The organism is Kordia aestuariivivens (genome assembly GCF_014397005.1).
GTDB lineage: Bacteria > Bacteroidota > Bacteroidia > Flavobacteriales > Flavobacteriaceae > Kordia > Kordia aestuariivivens.
This window is the reverse complement of record NZ_JACGWS010000012.1, coordinates 97,835-118,396: the sequence shown is the minus strand read 5'-3', so window position 1 is coordinate 118,396 and position 20,562 is coordinate 97,835. Positions and strand designations below refer to the sequence as shown.

The 20,562-nt window shown below is 34.2% G+C and carries 11 protein-coding genes; 4 read left to right on the top strand and 7 right to left on the bottom strand.

The features are described 5' to 3' along the window. Positions 1-129 precede the first annotated feature (129 nt). A complete protein-coding gene (locus tag H2O64_RS18030) occupies positions 130-2,616 on the top strand; it encodes an MORN repeat-containing protein (RefSeq protein WP_187563613.1) in 2,487 nt (828 codons plus the stop codon). 16 nt (positions 2,617-2,632) lie between these two features. Here H2O64_RS18030 and H2O64_RS18025 read toward each other — a convergent pair whose 3' ends face one another. The 4 genes from H2O64_RS18025 to H2O64_RS18010 all read right to left on the bottom strand — a co-directional run bounded on the left by H2O64_RS18025 (position 2,633) and on the right by H2O64_RS18010 (position 7,616). Beyond that, a complete protein-coding gene (locus tag H2O64_RS18025) occupies positions 2,633-3,376 on the bottom strand; it encodes a DUF6946 family protein (RefSeq protein ID WP_187563612.1) in 744 nt (247 codons plus the stop codon). 165 nt (positions 3,377-3,541) lie between these two features. Beyond that, complete coding sequence (locus H2O64_RS18020) at positions 3,542-4,501, bottom strand: hypothetical protein (protein ID WP_187563611.1); 960 nt, start codon at positions 4,499-4,501, stop codon at positions 3,542-3,544. A 191-nt stretch (positions 4,502-4,692) separates the two neighbouring features. Next, complete coding sequence (locus H2O64_RS18015) at positions 4,693-5,145, bottom strand: GNAT family N-acetyltransferase (RefSeq protein ID WP_187563610.1); 453 nt, start codon at positions 5,143-5,145, stop codon at positions 4,693-4,695. Between the two features lie 287 nt (positions 5,146-5,432). Next, positions 5,433-7,616: a glutamine synthetase III family protein gene (locus H2O64_RS18010; RefSeq protein WP_187563609.1), complete on the bottom strand. Its 2,184-nt coding sequence runs from the start codon at positions 7,614-7,616 to the stop codon at positions 5,433-5,435. A gap of 191 nt (positions 7,617-7,807) precedes the next feature. On the opposite strand from H2O64_RS18010, the gene H2O64_RS18005 reads away from it, so the two are divergent. Further along, positions 7,808-8,821, top strand: a complete 1,014-nt coding sequence (locus tag H2O64_RS18005; RefSeq protein WP_187563608.1) for a glutamine synthetase beta-grasp domain-containing protein — start codon at positions 7,808-7,810, stop codon at positions 8,819-8,821. Positions 8,822-8,897: 76 nt separating this feature from the next. On the opposite strand, the gene H2O64_RS18000 is transcribed toward H2O64_RS18005, so the two are convergent. Further along, positions 8,898-9,845, bottom strand: a complete 948-nt coding sequence (locus H2O64_RS18000) for a calcium/sodium antiporter (protein WP_187563607.1) — start codon at positions 9,843-9,845, stop codon at positions 8,898-8,900. 326 nt (positions 9,846-10,171) lie between these two features. Between H2O64_RS18000 and H2O64_RS17995 the strand changes: the two genes are divergently transcribed. Beyond that, on the top strand, positions 10,172-10,531 hold the full coding sequence (locus tag H2O64_RS17995) for a BlaI/MecI/CopY family transcriptional regulator (RefSeq protein WP_187563606.1): 360 nt from the start codon (positions 10,172-10,174) through the stop codon (positions 10,529-10,531). Further along, entirely contained in the window at positions 10,531-12,249 is a 1,719-nt protein-coding gene (locus tag H2O64_RS17990) for a M56 family metallopeptidase (protein ID WP_187563605.1), read from the top strand. The genes H2O64_RS17995 and H2O64_RS17990 overlap by 1 nt, the downstream gene beginning before the upstream one ends. 75 nt (positions 12,250-12,324) lie before the next feature. Here the strand turns inward: H2O64_RS17990 and H2O64_RS17985 are convergent, their stop codons facing one another. After that, positions 12,325-13,017: a hypothetical protein gene (locus H2O64_RS17985; protein WP_187563690.1), complete on the bottom strand. Its 693-nt coding sequence runs from the start codon at positions 13,015-13,017 to the stop codon at positions 12,325-12,327. 33 nt (positions 13,018-13,050) lie between these two features. After that, positions 13,051-20,544 (bottom strand): Ig-like domain-containing protein, encoded by a 7,494-nt coding sequence (locus tag H2O64_RS17980; protein ID WP_187563604.1) that lies wholly within the window; start codon positions 20,542-20,544, stop codon positions 13,051-13,053. Between the last annotated feature and the right edge of the window lie 18 nt (positions 20,545-20,562).

The window sequence follows — 20,562 nt, the reverse complement described above, 5'->3', positions numbered from 1 at the left end:
GTTGTGCTGCAAAGATAATTTTTTCGTCTAAACACAAGAATTTATCATCACATAAATATACGATGAATGTCGTATGTTCTCGTTTTTGATTATTCAGCATATTTGTTTTATAACTTAAATACATTTCTCATGAATTGTCTTTTCATTGTTTTCTTTGGATTATTTGCTACGTTTTCTTTTTCACAAGAAGTAAAAACTCAAAAAGAGATTTTAGGTATACCAAATACAGATTTGGTTACTGATTTTAATTTGAAGATCGGTAAAGGAGCTGTAATTCCAAAATTGATTAATGAGAAACAGTTTGATCAACGAAAAAAAAGAGGTTCGCAAGAAATTAGTACTACTTTAGAAAGAACGAAAGTGTGGAATTTTGACACCGAGAATAAAAGAATTACTTCTAATTCTATTATTTATAGAGATCAGACATCAACAGAAAGATACTTCTACAATCAACAAGAAAGCTTATTGACGTATAATTATAAGAGTCCTACTTTTAAATACACAAATACTTTTACCTATGATGCTAATGGAACGTTTAGGTATATAAAGATTTATGAAGGAAAATCTAATAGTTCTAAACAAACGTTCAAAAAAACAGATTATGGTTATATTTCTAGTGGACTTATTTTTCAAAAATTTTATTTGAATAAAAAATTAGTTGATAAGATTGTTACAAATTATAACAGCAACGAACCTTCTGAAACAATTTACACCTACGATGCCAAAAATCAGTTAGTTACGTCTGAATCTGCTTTTGGAATTACGAATTATACATACAATTCAAATGGCGAAGTGGAAACTTTTGTAGAAACATCAAAAAACACCAATACTGTTACAAAGAGAAACTATGTCTATTTGTATGATAAGTATGGAAATTGGACGATTTCTTTATCGCTTTTAGATTTGAGTTATGCAAAAAAAATCCAAAGTTTTCCGAATCCGAGATTGCGTAAAATCACATATAGTAACGGTGAAGTTACCGGAACAACAAATATTGATGACGTTACTACTGAACTTATTTCGCTACGAGCAAAAATTCGTCAATCAGCCAATACCTCACTTTCAGGAGCTGCTACTTGGAAAAAAGTGGACGCTGATAATTTCACTTTTTTTATCGGAAACCAAAGAGTTACTACTGGGAAAAATGCACGTATGGGCGATCATCTTTTGTTTTACAGCGCAAATACAAATGAATTATTCCTTTTAGAAAATTTTGAATCGCAACCAATTAACTCCATAATTGAAGCTAAAAAAATGACGGTTGCTACCGAAAACGGTTTTTGGTATAGAATTCCGAAAGGTGGCGTACATGTGTTTCTGAATGATGGAACTTATATTAGCAAGACGCAAGTCTTTGAGTATACATCCAATAATAAAGATGTGTTTTTTAAAGGTGAGAAACATCCCGAAAAAGTCGTTTTAACAAATTACAGAACTGCAAAATCGTATACCGTATATCCTGTTACATTGCTTCGAGATTATACAAATACTTCTTCTGGAAACATGACAGATAGCGCGCAACAATTGGCTAATAGTTTGGATGAATATTCAGAATATTTTACAGGCGAATGTGTAAAAGGCGATTGCAAAGATGGCTACGGAGAGAAAGAATTTAAAGACGGAAAAACAGCAAGTGGTTTTTTTAAGGACGGAAAAGTATATGGTCCGATGCATACAGCAGGAAAAAATGACAAGAAAAGTTCATTCTCGGTTTTTAAAGGTTCATTCCTAGACCAAGAAGGATTTGCGTATGAATATAATGGTGACAACTTGATGATTTTCACAGATAAGTCTAAAAATATTGGTTTTTATAATGATTCTAAAACTAAGAAAACCTATCAATTGAATTACAGAAACGGAGAAGTAATTTCTAAAAAAGAGCTTCAATATAACAATTCAAAAACCTGTGTTGTTGGGAATTGTAGCAATGGTGTTGGAATTTATGAGTACGGAAATTCAACCTATTTGGGAACGTTTAAAAATGGCAAAAGAAATGGTTTTGGCATGCTCTATTTTAAATCTGGTGGCGATTATATCGGTGAATTTTACAATGGAAATTATCACGGACTAGGAACCTATACACGATCTGAATATGATTATTATATGGGCTATTACCAAAACGGAAAACAACATGGACAAGGCGTTCAGTATTTTACGAAAGACAGCTACAATGCTGGAAATTGGGTGAATGGGAAGTTCCAATCGACAGCAACAACAACCTCAACTTCAAGTTCAAATTCAACCTCAACTTCATCTTCAACTTCAAATTCAGCTTCAAGTTCAAACACAACAGCCGTCACTAGTTTTTCTGATGAACAAAAGAATGGAATTTTAGCTTGTAAGAATGATGCCAAGTGCGTGAAAGAATATTTTAATTCGCTGTATACGCGAGAAAGTAAAAATTTATCTGGAGCAGCTTTGACTCAAAAAATGACCGATTATTTTCATAGTTTGCATACGATGAATCCTAAACTAGCTTTTGATATTCTGTTTAAGATTGATATTAGCATTATTGATTTAAAGTCGTTGCCGCAAGCTGTTCAAAGTGATTTAAAAGCGAGAGCACAGAAGATTTCGGATGGTTATCAAGAACATAAGAGAAAGCAGGGGAATTGATATTAACAGTTGTTTTTTATTCAATATATGTTTGAAATTTCCCGATGTACAAATTTATCTGTTTCGTAAATAGATTCTTTATAGGACCAATTAGTTCATTTTTATTAATTCTTTTATGAGAAGAATTTGTAATAAAATTTATAAAATAATCTAAATCTTCTTTATTTGCGTCAATCTTCTTTTTACTTGTAATATCACTATGAAATTCTTGAACTATTAAAAAAACAGTATCAATTTCATTTCTGATAGCCTCATCAATTGAACCAGCAAGCCAATATGTAAGTTGATATCTTAAATTGATGAATTCAGAATCGCTATTGAATCTTTTGTACAATTCTATTATTCTATCTAATTTTCTTGATTTTTTATTTTTGATTTTCGCATTGATACTTAAAATCCATTCTTTATCAATATAATTTTCTCCAAAGTGTTCATCCGCTTTGCCTTCGATAGAAATTAAAACTTTTCTATTTCTGTTCTTTGCAAAAATGCATAAGTCGGTTTTTCTTGGACTTCTATAATCGTCAAATTCGGTTGATATTTCAGGTAAAGCATAATTAAAAACTAATTCTTTACTAACTTTTTTTAAATATAGCTGAAAATCATCTCGTTTCTGATTATCAGTCCAAAATTTAGCCATTTCTTTGGCACTACGTTTATCAACCCATTGCTTTTTTTGGTTCGTAGGTGGGCAATGCTCAAACCATTCTTTAACTGTAAGAATCTCAACTTTTTTCTTTCTATTTTTATAGATTTTCATCTTACCCGAAGCGGTTGGTTAAATTGTACATAATGGTCACGTATATGAAAAGTAGCACTGAAAATAAGCGATATCTTTTCGGGTTATAGACAAGCTGAATTTTCAAAAATGTCCAAATCATTGATTTTGCAATGACTTGTTCTATTTTTTATATATAATGTTATGCTACGTTATTTTCGCAATGTCATTTAAATACCATAATCGAGTTTGTCCATCTTCGGCAACATTTGAATATATTTCCGCCCAAACATTATTTTCCTTTGAGATCTCATTTTTATCGATTAATTTTTTTCCATTATCGTCAATATCTACCCAGACAACCAATTCAGAACCAAATTCTCTAAATTCTATTTCCTCATCATCTAAGTCTGTTACCTTGAAGAAATTTGCTTTTATAACTTGCTTTACATTTGGATCTTGCGTCATCGGTATTTTAAGCAAATGCGAGAACATATTCTTTTGTTTCCAGATAAGCTCCTCGAAACTTCTATGATTTTCGCTCTTAAATAATTCGTCCATTAATTCTTTTACATCGTTTGGGTTTGGATTCGTTCCTATGTTGTTTTTCAAAATCGATTTGAGATTATTAAGGACTTTTAGACAATCTTCTTTTAACTCGTTCTGCGATTTTTGCTTAAAACTTTGATTAAAGTGAAGACAATTATTTCTTATTCCACGAATTTCATCAAGTAAATCATAAGTGTTTTGGTCAATCAAAGATTCGCTCAATTGCATTTTTAATCTATCGTACTGGCTAACATCATAGGTTTGTCCTCTTCGTCTCCCAGAGTTATATGTGTCAGTTATATGATTATGTTTATTGTTCTTTATTGAAATGTATTTTGAAAAATCCTCAGCTGAAACTCCTATTAAAGCCGTACAACCTGTATAAAACCCTAATTCGTAAAGACTTTCCGATTCTCTAATTAACTTTATAAAGTCGCTTATTTCTTTTAGATAGTGGATTTCTTCAATTTCCCATTTTCTATTAACAAAATTATCGATATTAGAATTAAACCAATCTTTAAGAACTTCTTTGTAAGCCTCTTTATCTCTATCTTCATATCTACCTTTTTCAGATTGAGGAATGGTTAAATAATTGAATTTGTGGAAATTTATATACATCTATTCTCGTAGTTTTTTTATAATGCAGCACAACGTATATATATACAGAATTCCATATATTTCTATTGTAACTAAACTTGCTTTTTACACACAGCTTTAATTACCGTTAAAACTAGGAGAATCTTACATAAAATCAAAGTAAAAAGTAAGATTTTTATCACTTATCATATTTTTCAAAATGTTTAACTCGTTCACAATCGCTTCTCAAAACAAACACTTTCTTCCACACCAATGTATTGATCGTAGTTTGGTATGCGTTGATAGTTGTTTTTTTCGTAGAAACGAATCGCTTCGGGTAACATGGTTCCGGTTTCTAGGATGCAACGTGTATTTCCGAGTTCTTTTGCCCAAATTTCCAATGCATTTAGAATGAGAACTCCTAAGTTTTTCCCTTGGTATTTTTCTTGCACATACATACGCTTTACCTCAACAGTTTCCGCAGCGTACTTTTTGATCGCGCCGCAACCGATGGGTTCATCTTCCAAATAAATTACAATGACATTATCTAGATCTTCCAATCCATTGAACTGACTGAAAAATTCGTCACTTTCTCCGTTGCGAATGGTTAGAAAAGCATCGAGTTCTTTGACCAAATTTATGAAATCTGGATTTGATGAGTTGGTTCGTTTGGTTTGGATGTCCATGGCTATTGAGTTTTTTCTCGACTGCGCTCGAACTGACAGTTTTAGTTTTTTGTTGATTCGGTATTATACATCAGATCGAGTAAATTTCTGATACGGAATTTGTATCGATATTTACTAGAATTCAAATATCGTTTCATAGTACTTCTCGATACAATTTTTCTCCGTTTCACTGCGAAAAACCACTCGAACTGACGACATCGCTATCTAGTCTTTGAGATACTTCCCAAAAGCGTAGTGTGTCTAAAATTCTAACAATCTAAAAGATTCCCGCCTACTCGGGAACGCGTCTATCTCGTAAATAATAATTCTCTATATTTTACTAATGGCCAAATCTCATCATCAACCAATAACTCTAATTTATCACTGTGATATCTAATTTCCTCAAAATATGGTTTTACTTTGTTGCAATATGCTTCTGCTGCTTTTTGACCTTCTAGTTTGTTTGCTTTTTTACGTTCGTCAGTCATTGCATTTACTTTTGAGTTGATTCCTGCGATATGCGCCGAAATTTTCTCGATTAAGTCAATTTGCTCTGCGGCTAATTTTTTAAAGTCATTTCCGAAGATTTCTTTCAATCCACTTACGTTTTCAATCAATGTATTTTGATAACGAATGGCTGTTGGAATTACATGATTTCGAGCAATATCTCCCAAAACGCGACCTTCAATTTGAATACGTAATATGTATTCTTCCAATTCAATCTCATGACGTGCTTCTACTTCTATTTTGCTCATCACGTCCATTTCTTCATATAAATCGAATGCTTTCTGAGAAATTTGTGCTTTTAATGCTTCTGGCGTTGTTTTGTTATTGCTCAATCCGCGTTTCTTCGCTTCTTTTTCCCAAGCTTCTCCATACCCATTTCCTTCAAAACGAATCTTTTTAGAATCTTTTATATATTCTCTTAAGATGTTGAAAACGGCTTCATCTTTCTTTAAATCTTTCTCAGCGACTAATTTGTCAACTTCTACTTTAAAGTCTTTTAATTGCTTCGCGATGATTGTATTTAAAACCGTCATTGGACCTGCACAGTTTGACCAAGACCCGACAGCGCGCAGTTCAAATTTGTTTCCTGTGAAAGCAAATGGCGACGTTCGGTTTCTATCTGTATTGTCTAATAATATTTCTGGAATCTTCCCGACAATATTCAGTTTTAAGTCTGTTTTTTCTTGTGGTGATAGTTTTCCTTTGGTTACATTTTCTAATTCATCCAACACCGCAGATAATTGCGATCCGATGAATACCGAAATAATTGCTGGCGGCGCTTCATTTGCTCCTAAACGGTGATCGTTACTAGCACTTGCAATCGCAGCTCTGATCAATTCTTCATTGTCATGAACTGCTTTTATTGTGTTTACAAAGAACGTTAAGAATTGTAAGTTCTTCATCGGTGTTTTTCCAGGACTTAATAAGTTGACGCCTGTATTTGTTGCCAATGACCAGTTGTTGTGCTTTCCTGAACCATTGATTCCTGCAAATGGTTTTTCGTGAAATAATACTTTGAATTGATGACGTTGCGCTATTTTTTCCATCACATCCATTAATAAGGAGTTGTGATCCACCGCTAAGTTTGCTTCTTCAAAGATTGGTGCTAACTCAAACTGGTTTGGTGCAACTTCGTTGTGACGTGTTTTTACAGGAATTCCCAACAACATACATTCTTGTTCTAAGTCGCGCATATAACTCATTACACGGTTTGGAATAGACCCAAAGTAATGATCGTCTAGTTGTTGTCCTTTTGCAGGAGAATGTCCTAATAAGGTTCTTCCCGTTAAGGTAATATCTGGTCTTGCGGATGCTAATGCAGAATCAATTAAGAAATATTCTTGTTCCCATCCTAAAGATGCATTTACTTTTGTGACGTTTTTATCAAAGTATTTACAAACGGCTGTTGCTGCAGTATCAACGGCATGTAATGCTCTTAATAATGGTGCTTTGTTGTCTAGTGCTTCTCCTGTGTATGCAACAAAAATAGTTGGAATACATAAAGTTGTACCATATATGAATGCGGGTGATGTAGGATCCCAAGCTGTATACCCTCTTGCTTCAAATGTATTTCGAATGCCTCCGTTTGGAAAACTTGATGCATCTGGTTCTTGCTGTACCAATTGTCCGCCTCCAAATTTTTCCATAGCGCGTCCGTTACCAATCGTTTCAAAAAACGCATCATGTTTTTCTGCGGTTGCACCTGTTAATGGTTGAAACCAGTGTGTGTAATGTGTTGCACCTTTACCGATAGCCCATTCTTTCATTCCTGTAGAAATATGATCTGCAATCTTTCTATCGATTTTTGTTCCAAATTCAATTGCATTCATTACACTCTTGTAAGCATCTTTGGTTAGATGTTGCAACATTGCATGTTCATTGAATACATTATTTCCGAATAATTCCGAACGACGTCCTTTTTCTTCAATTTCAACAGGCTTCCTGTTTAATGTTTCTTTTAACGCATTAAATCTAAGTGTAGACATAATTTTCTAATTTTTTACAAATATATCAATTTTAGGCTATATTTTGATCAAAAAATTATTTACCCCCAAAAAAACAGGGGTTGTTAATAAACATTTAATAATTTACATAAATTTTACCTTAATTTAAAATAGGTGTTCTTGAAATTAAATTATATTTGCAAACGTAATTATTAATAAGAACAGCAATTATTATGGCAAAATTTAAATTAGAGTATATATGGTTAGATGGCCATAAGCCTACTCAAAACATGAGAAGTAAGACTAAAGTCGTAGAAGATTTTAATGGAAAACTAGAAGATTGTGAAGTTTGGTCTTTTGATGGTTCATCTACTGAACAAGCATCTGGAGGTGCTTCAGATTGTTTATTAAAACCTGTAGCAATTTTTCCAGATCCAGTAAGAAAAAATGGATTTTTGATAATGGCCGAAGTTTTAAGCGCTGATGGTACACCGCACGAATCTAACGCAAGAGCTGCTATTGATGATGATGATAGTGATTTCTGGTTTGGTTTTGAACAAGAATATTTCTTAATGGATACCAAAACAGATTTACCATTAGGTTTCCCAAGAGGAGGATTTCCTGGACCACAAGGAAAATATTACTGTTCTGTAGGTGGAAGATATACTTGGGGAAGAGATATTGTAGAAGAGCATGCGGATTTATGTATTGAAGCTGGACTTAACTTTGAAGGTATTAACCAAGAAGTTGCACCAGGACAATGGGAATTCCAATTATTTGCTAAAGGCGCAAAGAAAGCTGGAGATGAAATTTGGATTGCTCGTTACTTATTAGATAGATTGACTGAAAAACATGGTTATTATATAGAATACCATCCTAAACCAATAAAAGGTGACTGGAATGGTTCTGGTATGCACGCAAACTTCTCTAACACGACTTTAAGAACATGTGGTTCTCAAGAAACGTATGAGAAAATTTGTGAAGCTTTTAGACCAGTTACTGATGAGCATATGGAAATATATGGTGAATTTAATGATGAGCGTTTAACAGGAGATCATGAAACAGCTTCTATTAATGATTTTAGTTACGGTATTTCTGATAGAGGTGCATCTATTCGTATTCCAATTATTACTGTAGAGAAAGGCTGGAAAGGTTGGTTAGAAGATAGAAGACCAGCTTCTAATGGTGATCCTTATAAGATTGCAGGTAGAATTATAAAGACTGTAAAATCGGCTAATATTAGCTAGTTTCGATTTTATTAAACATATTAAAAAGAGCTTACATTTCTGTAAGCTCTTTTTTTATGCTGTTATTTTTCTTCTCTTAAAAAACAAGGTATATGAAGAAGATGTAACTTAAAAATAGTAGTACACCTTCATACCTTTCTATTCCGAATTTCTTTGGTATAAATGCTAATGGAAAGAGTACAAAGGAAAAACCTAACATCCAAAAGATATCTCTGGAAAGAATTGAAGCTTCTACTACTGGAATTTCAGTAATGATTGATGTTAATCCAAGTACGGAACCAATATTAAATATGTTGGAACCAATAAGGTTTCCTAATGAGATCGCTTTTTCCTTTTTGATAGCTGCAATGACAGACGCCGCCAATTCTGGTACACTTGTTCCAATAGCAATCATGGTAACGGAAATAACACCTTCACTTACGTTCATATTACGTGCAACTTCTTTTGCGCCGTCAACCAAAAATTCTGAACCAAAATATAATGCTGCGCCACCAATGGCTAACCAACTAAAGATTTTTAAATAGGATATTGTGGCAGCGGCATCGTTAATTTCTTCAATATCAATGACATCTTTGTCTTTTCGTGCTGAGCGAATTAAAATGACTAAAAATAGTATCAAACACCCTAATAAGATGATTCCTTCTAAGAGTGTTAGTACATCATCATTCCATAAAAAATAATAGATGAGTAATGAAAATACCATTAATACTGGCCATGTCAGCTTGTAAAATGTATTGTTGACCGCAATCGGTCCAATAATCGCTGTAATTCCTAATACCAAACCAATGTTGGCGATGTTAGAACCTATTACATTGTTGATTGCTATTGCTGGCGAATCGTTTAATGCAGCGTTTACACTTACTAATAATTCGGGTGCCGAAGTAGCAAACGAAACTACCGTAAGACCAATAATCATTTTAGATATGTTCAATTTGAAAGACAATCCTACGGATGCTCTGACTAGAAATTCTCCACCAGCAACCAATAGTATTAATCCAAGAATTACATAGGCTATGTTTTCCATTTACTATTTTTTTTTGCGAAGATACTATTTCCTTTTAGATCTCAAACACGAACTAAGCACCAGAAAATCTATTACAACTCTGAATTACTTCAAATATGTTCGCTTCGCTGCATTTTTTAATTTAACCGTAGTCATAGCTATGCTGAAATTAATAAAATGCTCATATTTATTGTAATTCAAACCTTCATCACTATTTTCTAGCACATAATTCGTGTTAAATAAACTATAAATTTCGTTGATTAACTATTTTTATAGTTGTGCAACTGTTTTTTTAGTTTATATTTGTATTGAAATTATATCGAAGTTTATTTAATTTATTTTGAATCATGCAAAAATTAACCAATAAGGAAGAAGAAATAATGCACATCATCTGGCAGCTTGAAAAGGCTTTTGTAAAAGATGTGATGGCAGAGATTACAACCAAAAAACCTCATTATAACACCTTATCTACTATTGTTCGGAATTTAGAAGAGAAAGGATATGTAAGTCATAATGCTTATGGAAATACACATCAGTATTATCCAGTGGTGACAAAAGAAGCCTATCGTAAAAAGTATATGGATTCTGCAATTCAGCATTATTTTAATGATTCGTATAAGAATGTGGTGTCTTTTTTCGCAAAAGAAGAAAAGATCAGTGTAGACGATTTGAAAGAGATTATTAACCTTATTGAAAAAGAACAGTAATGGACGGATTATTTTTATTTTTCGCAAAAAGTTCAGGCGTACTCCTACTCTTTTTAGTGGTGTATTTTTTATTGCTTCGCAAAGAAACATTCTTCACTGGAAATCGTTTTTTCTTGTTAAGCGGCATGCTAATTTCTTTGGCGTTGCCATTTTTGGTCATTACGAAATATATTGAAACTCCGGCACTGACAACGACTACGGACCTATTTACGATTGCAGGAACAAACGCAACAGAAGAAGCTACACTTTCTTGGACAACAGTTTTATTGTATGCCTACATAACTGGCGTATTATTTTTCTTTGGCAAGTTTTTGATAGAACTCGCTTCCTTATGCAAATTGCTTTGGACTTCGAGTGTTTCCAAAAGAGACGGACAGTTTATTTATATTGAAACGACGTCTACGTTTTCACCTTTTTCATTTTTTAATTATATCGTGTACAATCCGGAGTTGTATTCTGATTCAGAGTTGGCTGCAATTTTAAAACATGAACAAGCGCATAGTAGACAGTTACATTCTGTAGATGTTTTTGTGGCAAAATTGTATTGTATTTTATTCTGGTTCAATCCGTTAGCATGGTTACACAAAAAGTATATTTTACAAAATTTAGAGTTTTTAGCAGATAGCGCCGCCATTAAACAAACACCTTCAAAAAAAGAATATCAACTTACATTATTGAAAGTTTCTGGGCATACGTATTGTCCTGCATTAACCAATAATTTTTATAATTCATTAATCAAAAAACGAATAGTTATGTTACAAAAAACACAATCAAAACATCTGAATCGATGGAAACAAATTTTAATTTTACCAATGCTTATTGCGTTTGTTTTTCTGTTTAATACAGAAGTCATTGCAAAAGAAGTAAGCACTACAACTTCAACTGTTGAAGAAACTTTTATTGAAAAAGAAGTTGTTGGAGATTTGGTCGTTGTTATTACAAAAAACACAACAGTTGATGAGCTAAAAGCGTATAAAAAGTTGTTTTCTTCTCAAGATATCAAGTTTAAATATAATGATCTTGATTTTAATTCAAAAGGCGAAATTAGTAGTATTGGACTTGTATTGACTTCAAAAGATTTGGAAGCAGCAAATGGAAAGTTTAAAGCTGGCAAAGACAAAGCAATTACTGAAATTCAGTTAGGAAAGCGCGATAATGAATTGTTCATTAAATCGAAAGCATTCGAAGGTAAAGGAAAAAACACCTATACATATACTGTAACATCTGAGTATTCTGATGATGATGGAAAAGCCAAAAAAATCTTTGTAACGACAAAAGATGGAAAAAAAGGAACTAATACTTGGGTTCAGAAAAAGGATGTCAAAACAATTGATATTAAGAATGAAGACGGAAAAGATGTAATTATTGTCAACGGAAAAAAGTTGCCTCTAGACGTAATTATTGAGGAAGAAATTGAGATTAAAAATGGAGACGGCACAAACTTTATTTTTCTTAAAAATTCATCTGATAAAAAGGATGATGATGTTGAAATAGAAATTATTAAAGAGGAAGATAATAAAATTGTTTTTCATAACTCTAATAATAAAAAACCGCTTATCATTATTGATGGAAAGCAAGTAAAACAGAGTAAGATGAATAATTTAGATCCCAATAAAATTGAAAGTGTTTCTGTTTTAAAAGGGAAATCAGCTATTGAGAAGTATGGTGATAAAGGAAAAGATGGTGTTATTATTATTAAAACAAAGAAAAAGAAATAGACTTTCTTCACTTTTTAAATTAAAAAAAGCGTCATATCTATAAAATATGACGCTTTTTTTATGCCTTCTTATTTTTTAATCAACTAAAAAAGAAAGACCAGATAAACTTGTAAATTCGCCAGGATCGGTTACTATGTAAACATTTCCTCCTGATGTTATATCAATACGAGCTGGTGAATAAACAGTAGCATCATAGCTAATATTACTTAACATCATTCTTTTGGACGGTCTAAACCCAGAAGGTAACTGAAAAAGTACCACATTAGTAGCACCTGCTTTCACAAGTCCTTCCATATAAACTACGCCGTCTTTTTTTCTATATCTAACGGCTTCATACCAGCTGGCATTATAATTTAAAAACCCATTTTGTAATAAGGGAACTGTCCAACCACTATCATTTCCAATAACAATACTTCCAGTTTGTCCGTTAACGCTTGTTACAGGTGCATGCACTTCTGCAGCTCGCTTTGCGCCTTCTGGTGTTACAGCTCTTGTGGAATCTGTTCCAGCTGTAACTTCCGTAAGCGTTGCCAATTCTACTTTTCCTTTGGTAGAAATGGTGGCGTTTGGCACTGCATTATCTACAATATGATTTGCCGTTTTTGGCGTAATGTATTTGGTGTCATTTGTAGATAAAGCTTCCGTTAAGTTTGCTTTGTCTTGCGATTTGTTTACTGCACTGTCAATGAGATCAATAAAATGACCTTGTGTTGGACGATCACCTGTTTCGAAATATGCTTTTAGCTCTGTTCTATTTTTTTCTGCCATGATTTATTTTTTTATACGTTATTTTTTTGTGATTTATCTTATAATGAATGTGGTTCCAATAATCATATCTCCGATTCCTCCAATGTCAATCCAATTGTCTTCATTAGGAATGGTTAGTATGTTATCTTCTGTACTTAACATACCCGATGTATTTTTTGCCACTACTTTAAAATGATGGTTTATTGTATTTCCATCAGCATCTTGTGTTGACAAACTTTGCTCTTGCAAATCGGTATCCGCTAACAATACATAGATATCAGTTTCATTGGTGGTTACTTCGTGAATTTTCACCCAATTTCCTTCCGCGTTCATTTTGTATACATAGTAGGTTCCTTTGTAACAGGTTTTCTGCCAGAATAATGCAATTTCATTTACATCGCCATTTGCGGCAATTGGTTCTGAAATGTATTGTACTGTTGGTGCTGGCGGACTTGCGACTTCTACCATCATACTTGCTACAATTTTTGAAGGTTGCGATGGCGCATATTCCGTGAGGATTTGTGGCGAATTCGTACCATAATCTGCTTCTGAATATTCTATGCGTCTTGCGACCGTTAATCGATAGAATAATCCATCTCCGTAAGGAACTTCAACTAAATCATTAAAGTCATCAAATACAGTCCACAATTCGTTTGCTTCAATTCCTTCCAATTCAATATCAACTGATTTTACGAGCGTCATGGTTCTGATTGATTGTGCATCAAGCTTATTAAATGCTCTGTAAATGTTTACTTTTTTGATGTTTTGAATTTCAGGGTATGCATTGATTTCTAACTGAATTTTTGGTTGAATGTCTAACGCTGCATTTTCTAAAACTGGCATGATTCGTTTTATTTCTGGTGCTTCTGGTGCGTTTGAAGTCACCAATTTAATAGGTCCTTTAAACTTGCTAAATTCTCCAAGTTTCATCTGCGAACTCATTTCTCGCGCTCCATAGAAATAAATGTTGTTTGATGTTCCGTCCAAGTTAAAGTCTGTAAACTGCGTTGTATGCGGACTACTACTTGTAACTTTCATCATTGGCGCCATTTCAAATGCTGGATCTGTTGGTAATAATACACTTCCATTTTCATCTCTCAGTACTTGCTTTTTGTTGACTGGCTTGTAACTATTTCCATTAATGTACGCATATACAACTGGTATTTCCGTTAACGGAACAAACGCATTGAATATGACTCCTTTTATGAATTGTAATAAACGTGGATCGCCTACTGCAATATTTCCAACATCTGTGTTTACAGCATTCGGATCAGCTACAAATGGTGTTATTGTCACATCTGGTGGAAATGCTGTGTTACTGTTGATTCTACCAATGAGTTCATTTGCCCATTCAAATAGTGCAACTTTATTAGGATTCGGAAATTTGAAATTATCTACTAATAATAATGGTGGCGGATAATATCTGTAATCACCTTCTGCTTCAAGCGTATCAAAGTCTAAGAAGTTTTCCCAACGATTTGTAAAGTATTCTTCATCATTTCCACCTAAAGCTTTTAGTTCTTCTCTAATTTCACGAACCTTTTCCTTTTCATAAAGCGCATTTAAAATTGCTTCATCATTGGCTCTGTAAAATAATACACCGTGTGGTTTGTGTGTATATTTCGTGGTGATTGTGTATGTAGAACGCCCAAAGAAATCTGGTCGTGTTGCATAGTTTGCACCATCTGGCTGTTCCGGTTGTAATGCTTCCACAATTTTTTGTGCAAACATAATTTTCGGAATGCTTATTTGCGAGTAGTATGGTTCGTCAGTATCATGACTTCGCAATCCAATGATAGAGTTTCGTACTTCTTCATCGTCTCCTGGTAATAAGTTTGCTGCCGTTAATCCGTAGGTTGCATTTTTGTATAAATATACTTTGTAACCTGGATAGAAGTTTACCGAAACATTGGCTCCTGTTTTGATTGGATCGTACGAAGTATCGTTTGAGAATATTGGATCAAACGCTACTACTTGCACATCGTTTTGTACTGTATCCCCAACATTTACAATGTTTAGAATTTTAGCAACTTTTAATACTTTACGTTTTCCATTTGGATTTCCTGTGGTATTTACACGAACAATTCCTCTGTACCATTCTACAGATTCGCCAGCTGCATTGTATTGCGCATGCTGATCTAGCGTAATTCCGTGGAATGTAATATTGTACATTCCTTTGTGTCCCATGATAGGATCGCCATTCGTATCTAAGTCGATAACTTCATCAACTTCCGTAATTGTTGTATGATTGTTTGTAGGATCTGACCAAATTCCACGCGTTTTTTCTAAGTGACGTTCTAATTCTCCATTGTCACCTTCAACCATCACAACTTCTCTGTGAATTGGCCAATTATCGCCAACTTGCACGTGTAATGGTTGCGGATTTGGTGTTCCCCAACTCGACGGCGTTTGCATGTTTTCAATTGCCATGAAAATACCATCATTCGTAATTTCAATTGCTTGCAAATTATCTGCATCTGGCGAAGGAATGTCATCTACTAAGGCATCACTGATTTCTTTTTTATAGACTACAAATTTTGGAAAACCTGAGGTTTGTATGACTTCGTGAATGATGTGTTGCTGTTGCCCAATGATAAATACACCACCTTCATAGTTTGACTCTAATCCGTTTGGAATATCAGGCATCAACGTTTGATCTACACTTGATAAGTAGTATTCATCTACCGTAAGGATTGACACTAAATTATTCGTAGGATCTTCTGCTATATCAATGACTTGTCCTGAGATATTATTCGGAATTTCATTTCTGAAAAAGATATCTACATCTTCTGCAAAAATTTCATCAGCATCATCAAAAATAGAGGTTGTATCACTTACTAATTGCGCATCTGTAATGGCGGAATCATCTGAAACCGCATAGTCTAGTAATTCTTGATATGAATGATAATCATACGAGATTCTAACCAACGTTTTATCTGTATCCGTAATCGCGTCATAACGATCTTGTTCTTCTTGAGACGTTAATAATAATGGACTTTCTTTTTGCACTAAATGCGGCTGAATGTTCGATGGCGGCAGTAGCGGATTTACAGGTTTTAAGTCTGTAATGATTGAAAGTTCCGTTGGACTTGCGGTTGCTCTTGAGAACCAGTTGATTCCATAAGAACCATAGTAATGTGTTCCGCTAATGATTTGCTTGTGTACATAAATCGGTTGTCCTACTTCTGGCAATGTAACTGGGAACGCTTCATAACGTTGTGTTGCATCAGAAACGGTACTATCAAGATGTAAATAGCGTTTGTCATGCGAGATTTCTGGTTTTTCCCAAACACCAGGATCTATTTCGTTTACACGTTGTTTTCTGTATTCTAATCCTGCATAGATTGGAATGGTGTAATTTTTTGCTTCAAATTCTGTGTTTACAACATAGAAAGCTGGGTTGAACACATCCTCTGGAATTTCTTCCGCATATAAGGTTACATAACGTTTTTTACCATCATGCGTGTATCCGTCAACATCAGTAATGTTAGAAGGTTCACTTGTTTCTGTTCCAAAGTAAGCACCTGGCGTTAGTTCGTCCAATTCTATTGGCAATGGCAAACGTTCATCTGCCATTGCGGTTGGTAAACTCATGCTTAAGTGTTGTACTTCGCGAGCACCTTGTCCGTCTTCTAAATCGGCAGTTGTTACATATTCTGCAATGTAAACATAGGTTTCACTTTGTAATTGTGAAGCAAGGTCTAGAAATCCTAATCCCAACATACGCGCTATGTGATAATCAAAAGAAGCGATGTTTAGCATGTCTAAATTTGAAATTTCCATTACATCATCTTCTCCTTCAACAACAATGTTTTCATCTAAAGGAATTTCCTCAATTGCTTTCGGGTTGGAAGCATCGTCACTTAATGTGATGTATTGTTCAACAACTTGTTTTATGTTTCTATCGTAAATATCGGGTTCAACTACATTCCATCTGTTTATATAGTTATCAATGTTTACCGTAGCATTATCATTGAATCGCGGCCAATTTGCATTGACCAATCCTGCTGTTGGTTCTAACTGTTGCAAAGCTGTGTTATCATCTAATGTTAACGCGTAACTTCCCATTGGTGTCCACGCTGAATTTTCATTCGTATTTTCAATGAAATCACCGTATAATTCAATGACAATTTGCATCATGAAACAGTTGCTTCCCGTGAATCTAAATGTACGTCCGTTTTCACATAGTAATCGTATGTTTTGCAAAGCTCCTGCTGAGAATGTTTTTCTGTTGGTTGCTTTTTTGAGTGCAATTAATGTGTTTGTAGATACCGACAGAGTTTCTGTTTGCAATGAACTGTTGGACGCTGATGAACTTACTTTTGCTTCTACCGCGAAGAATAAGTGTCGCTTGCTTTCAACTTCTATAAGTTCACTTCCATAACTTTGCACGAACCCTTGCGGATTTGATGCTGGATTTATCGTAGCACGTACTTGCGAGTATTTTGCTTGATTTTTGAAGTATACGTGGAAATCTTTCCCATCAATTCTGTATATCCATAAACTATTTGCATCATCAACGATCGTTGGTTCTGCTGCAAAATCAATCACTTTTGTCACTTTTGTATACGGTGTTCTGTACACTCTTACAAAGTCATCTTCTTTGTTGAAGTTTGCAGTACTGTTTGCATAGTTTCCTTTTGGCAAGTGTTTTTCTCCAAGTGCTCCTGAGAAAATCCAACGTGTATGAATTCCTTCCGCACTACCATCATTTCCTGTTGATCCTGCTGCTTGCAAGTAGAAGTTAGGCGATTGAATTACCGAGTGTTCTGTAACTGTGATGACAGTTGTATCACAGTTTTCACTACAATAATCAGTACGTTCCGCATCTACATCAGCAACAGTAATCGCAACATTTTCATACGTATACGGCAAGTCTCCAACAGTTGGTGTAAAAGTATCTGCTGTATACGGCGCTAACACGTAAGCGGCTGGTGTAATATTTTGAGAAATACAGTTTTGCAGTTCTAAATTTGTCTTTGCAATGTATGCTTCATTTGAGCCTGTGATTGTTCCAACTAAAAATAGCTGTTGGTCAGCATCGTTTAGTAATTGACTGATACTGTTTTTACTTCCAAAGTCAAGCTTTTTTCTCCAGAGTTCATTTAACAGATAATCAAATTTAATGACTTCAGTTGCTCTGTCTGTTTCAAAATTTGCAATACAATAGAAGGTATTTCCTGCTCCTTTTACCAATTTTGTATTGGTACTTAGTCTGTCATTTAAACTTCCTAAGCTTGCCGTTTTTACATTGTATGCGTTTGTCGAATTGTCAAATAAGGTGATGAATAGTTTGTTTGAACTATTATGAACACCTGCAAGAATGTAACTTTCATTAGGCGCTACAATTGGAATTGCTCCTGTTGTAAATAAATATGAACCATCTCCAAAACGTTTTCCCCAGTTTAGTCCTAAGTTGTCATTGAATGATAGTACAATTCCGTGGCGAACGGTTTGTTGTGCAGGTGTTGTTGCCGAACCTAGTATGGTAAAACCAAAAGGCGTTGTCACTACTTCCATGATTTGCTCATCAGAAACTCCTGTAATTTTTCTTGAGGTACTTATGTTTCCGTTTTCATCAAGTTTGTAGAGTTCCATGTCATCTTGTAATGAAACTTCGTTGTACCAAGCTGTTACAATGTATTTTTGCCCACCTATATTTTCGTTTAGTTTTCTAATTCCTGTTCCAAAACGTGTGTTTGTAGAATACAGTATTTTTGACCAAAGAATCGTTCCTTGCGAATTGATTCTGAATAGTACAATATGTGCTCTGTTTGTTGCTCCTGTACCATAGTTTCCTAATACTATAGCACTGTTGTTATCTGAACACCTTACTGCAGATGATAACGATACTTTTCTACCAGCAATGACAAGTTGTTTGCGCCAAGCTACCGTACTATTTCCGTTAAAGAGCGTTACAATTCCGTTAGTTCCATCACTTCCAACAGTTAAAATATTCGATGTTCCTAGCTTACATACTGAGCCATTATTGTCTGTTAATCCACCTGTTCGGAATGAGCTTGTAAAGTAGCAATCACTTGAAATGTAAAATTCAACTGATGTTGTTTGCGAACTTTGCGTTCCGTTTACAGTAAAACTGAGATTTGCAGTTTCTTCTATACTTGTGGATTGTAAAGTAGCTGTATATCTTCCGTTATTATTGTCAACAGTAGCTGTAAGAGTTCCTTTAGATGTTGTAATAACTACAGTTTCGCCGCCAGAAGTAATGTTGTTTCCTTGCGCATCTTTTAATTGTACAGCAATCAACGATGTACTGTTTCCATCTGCAACAATCGCTGCTGGATTTGCTGTAATGGTACTTTGATCAATGTCAAATGTTGGACATATTTGAATGATGTTTGGATCGTAATCAACTGCTTCTAAACCAAGATCTGCAGCACTTCCTTGAATTATTGTTACTTCCACATCATTTATAGCTTGCATTTCCAATGAAATTTCATTGATTTCTGGGTTGCTTACTTGATCAAATGCCGCAATACAATCGTTTCCTTCTAATTCAACATCTGTTTTGATAACATTTCTATTTGCTTCTTGCAAGAAGATAAAATTGTCAAATACTTGAAACTGTTGTGCGTTAATTGCTATTGAACTTCTTTTTGTCCATAAACAGTTTAAGTTGAAATCAAATTTAAAATAGTTCGTTTGTGACGATCCAAATTCTTTGTGATTGAAGTAGAAATTTGTGTTGTTAAACACCATCTTATTACTTTGCTCACTACTGTTTGCTCCTAATCCTTCTGCCAATATTGCTTTTTCAGGCAATAAGTTGTTGTTAAGATTTAGTGATGTTAGCAAACGTTTCCCACTTGGAGAATGTGCCAAGTACAATAAATCGCCTTGCGGATAAATGTGATAAGATCCGGAGCCACCACCAATTTGTATTGGTGATAAGTTTTGATATCTGTTTCTTCCAACAATTTCCAAGTTTGTATTTAACTCTGTAATTCCAAAAGGAATATTGGTAAATCTACCAGTTCCTGCCAAGAATATTCGGTCATTATGAACTGTCATTCCAGAAAATACTGAAAAGTTGTTCGGTTCTATGTATGACATGTTTATACATTTGATAATGTTTCCATTATCATCAATAGTACAAACCGATTGTAGCGCTGTAAATACGTAGCGATCTAGTGGTATTTGTTGTATCAATGTTTTGTCAACATTATAGTGTGCATACGGATCTGCAGCAATATTGTATTCCTTACTCCATTGTATGACTCCAGCTTCGCTCATTTTTAGCGCAACTGCATTTGGCGTATTTGTGTCCACCCCGTAATGTCCACCGTAAATGATTAGGTTTCCACTTGTGCCAGGGATTATTTGGTTAATGAAGTGTAAGTTGTTTATTTGCTTTGCCCAAATTAGATTGTAATTGGTATCAACCTTCACAATTTTTGCAGGAATGTTACGTACTACGTTTGAGTTAGCTCTGTAATAGATACAGTAGATAAAACCATTGTGATGTAAGTAAGGTTTGCAATACCCCAAGTTTATATTTTTAACGAAAAAATTATTTTCTAGTGCCATTTGATATATTTTTTAACT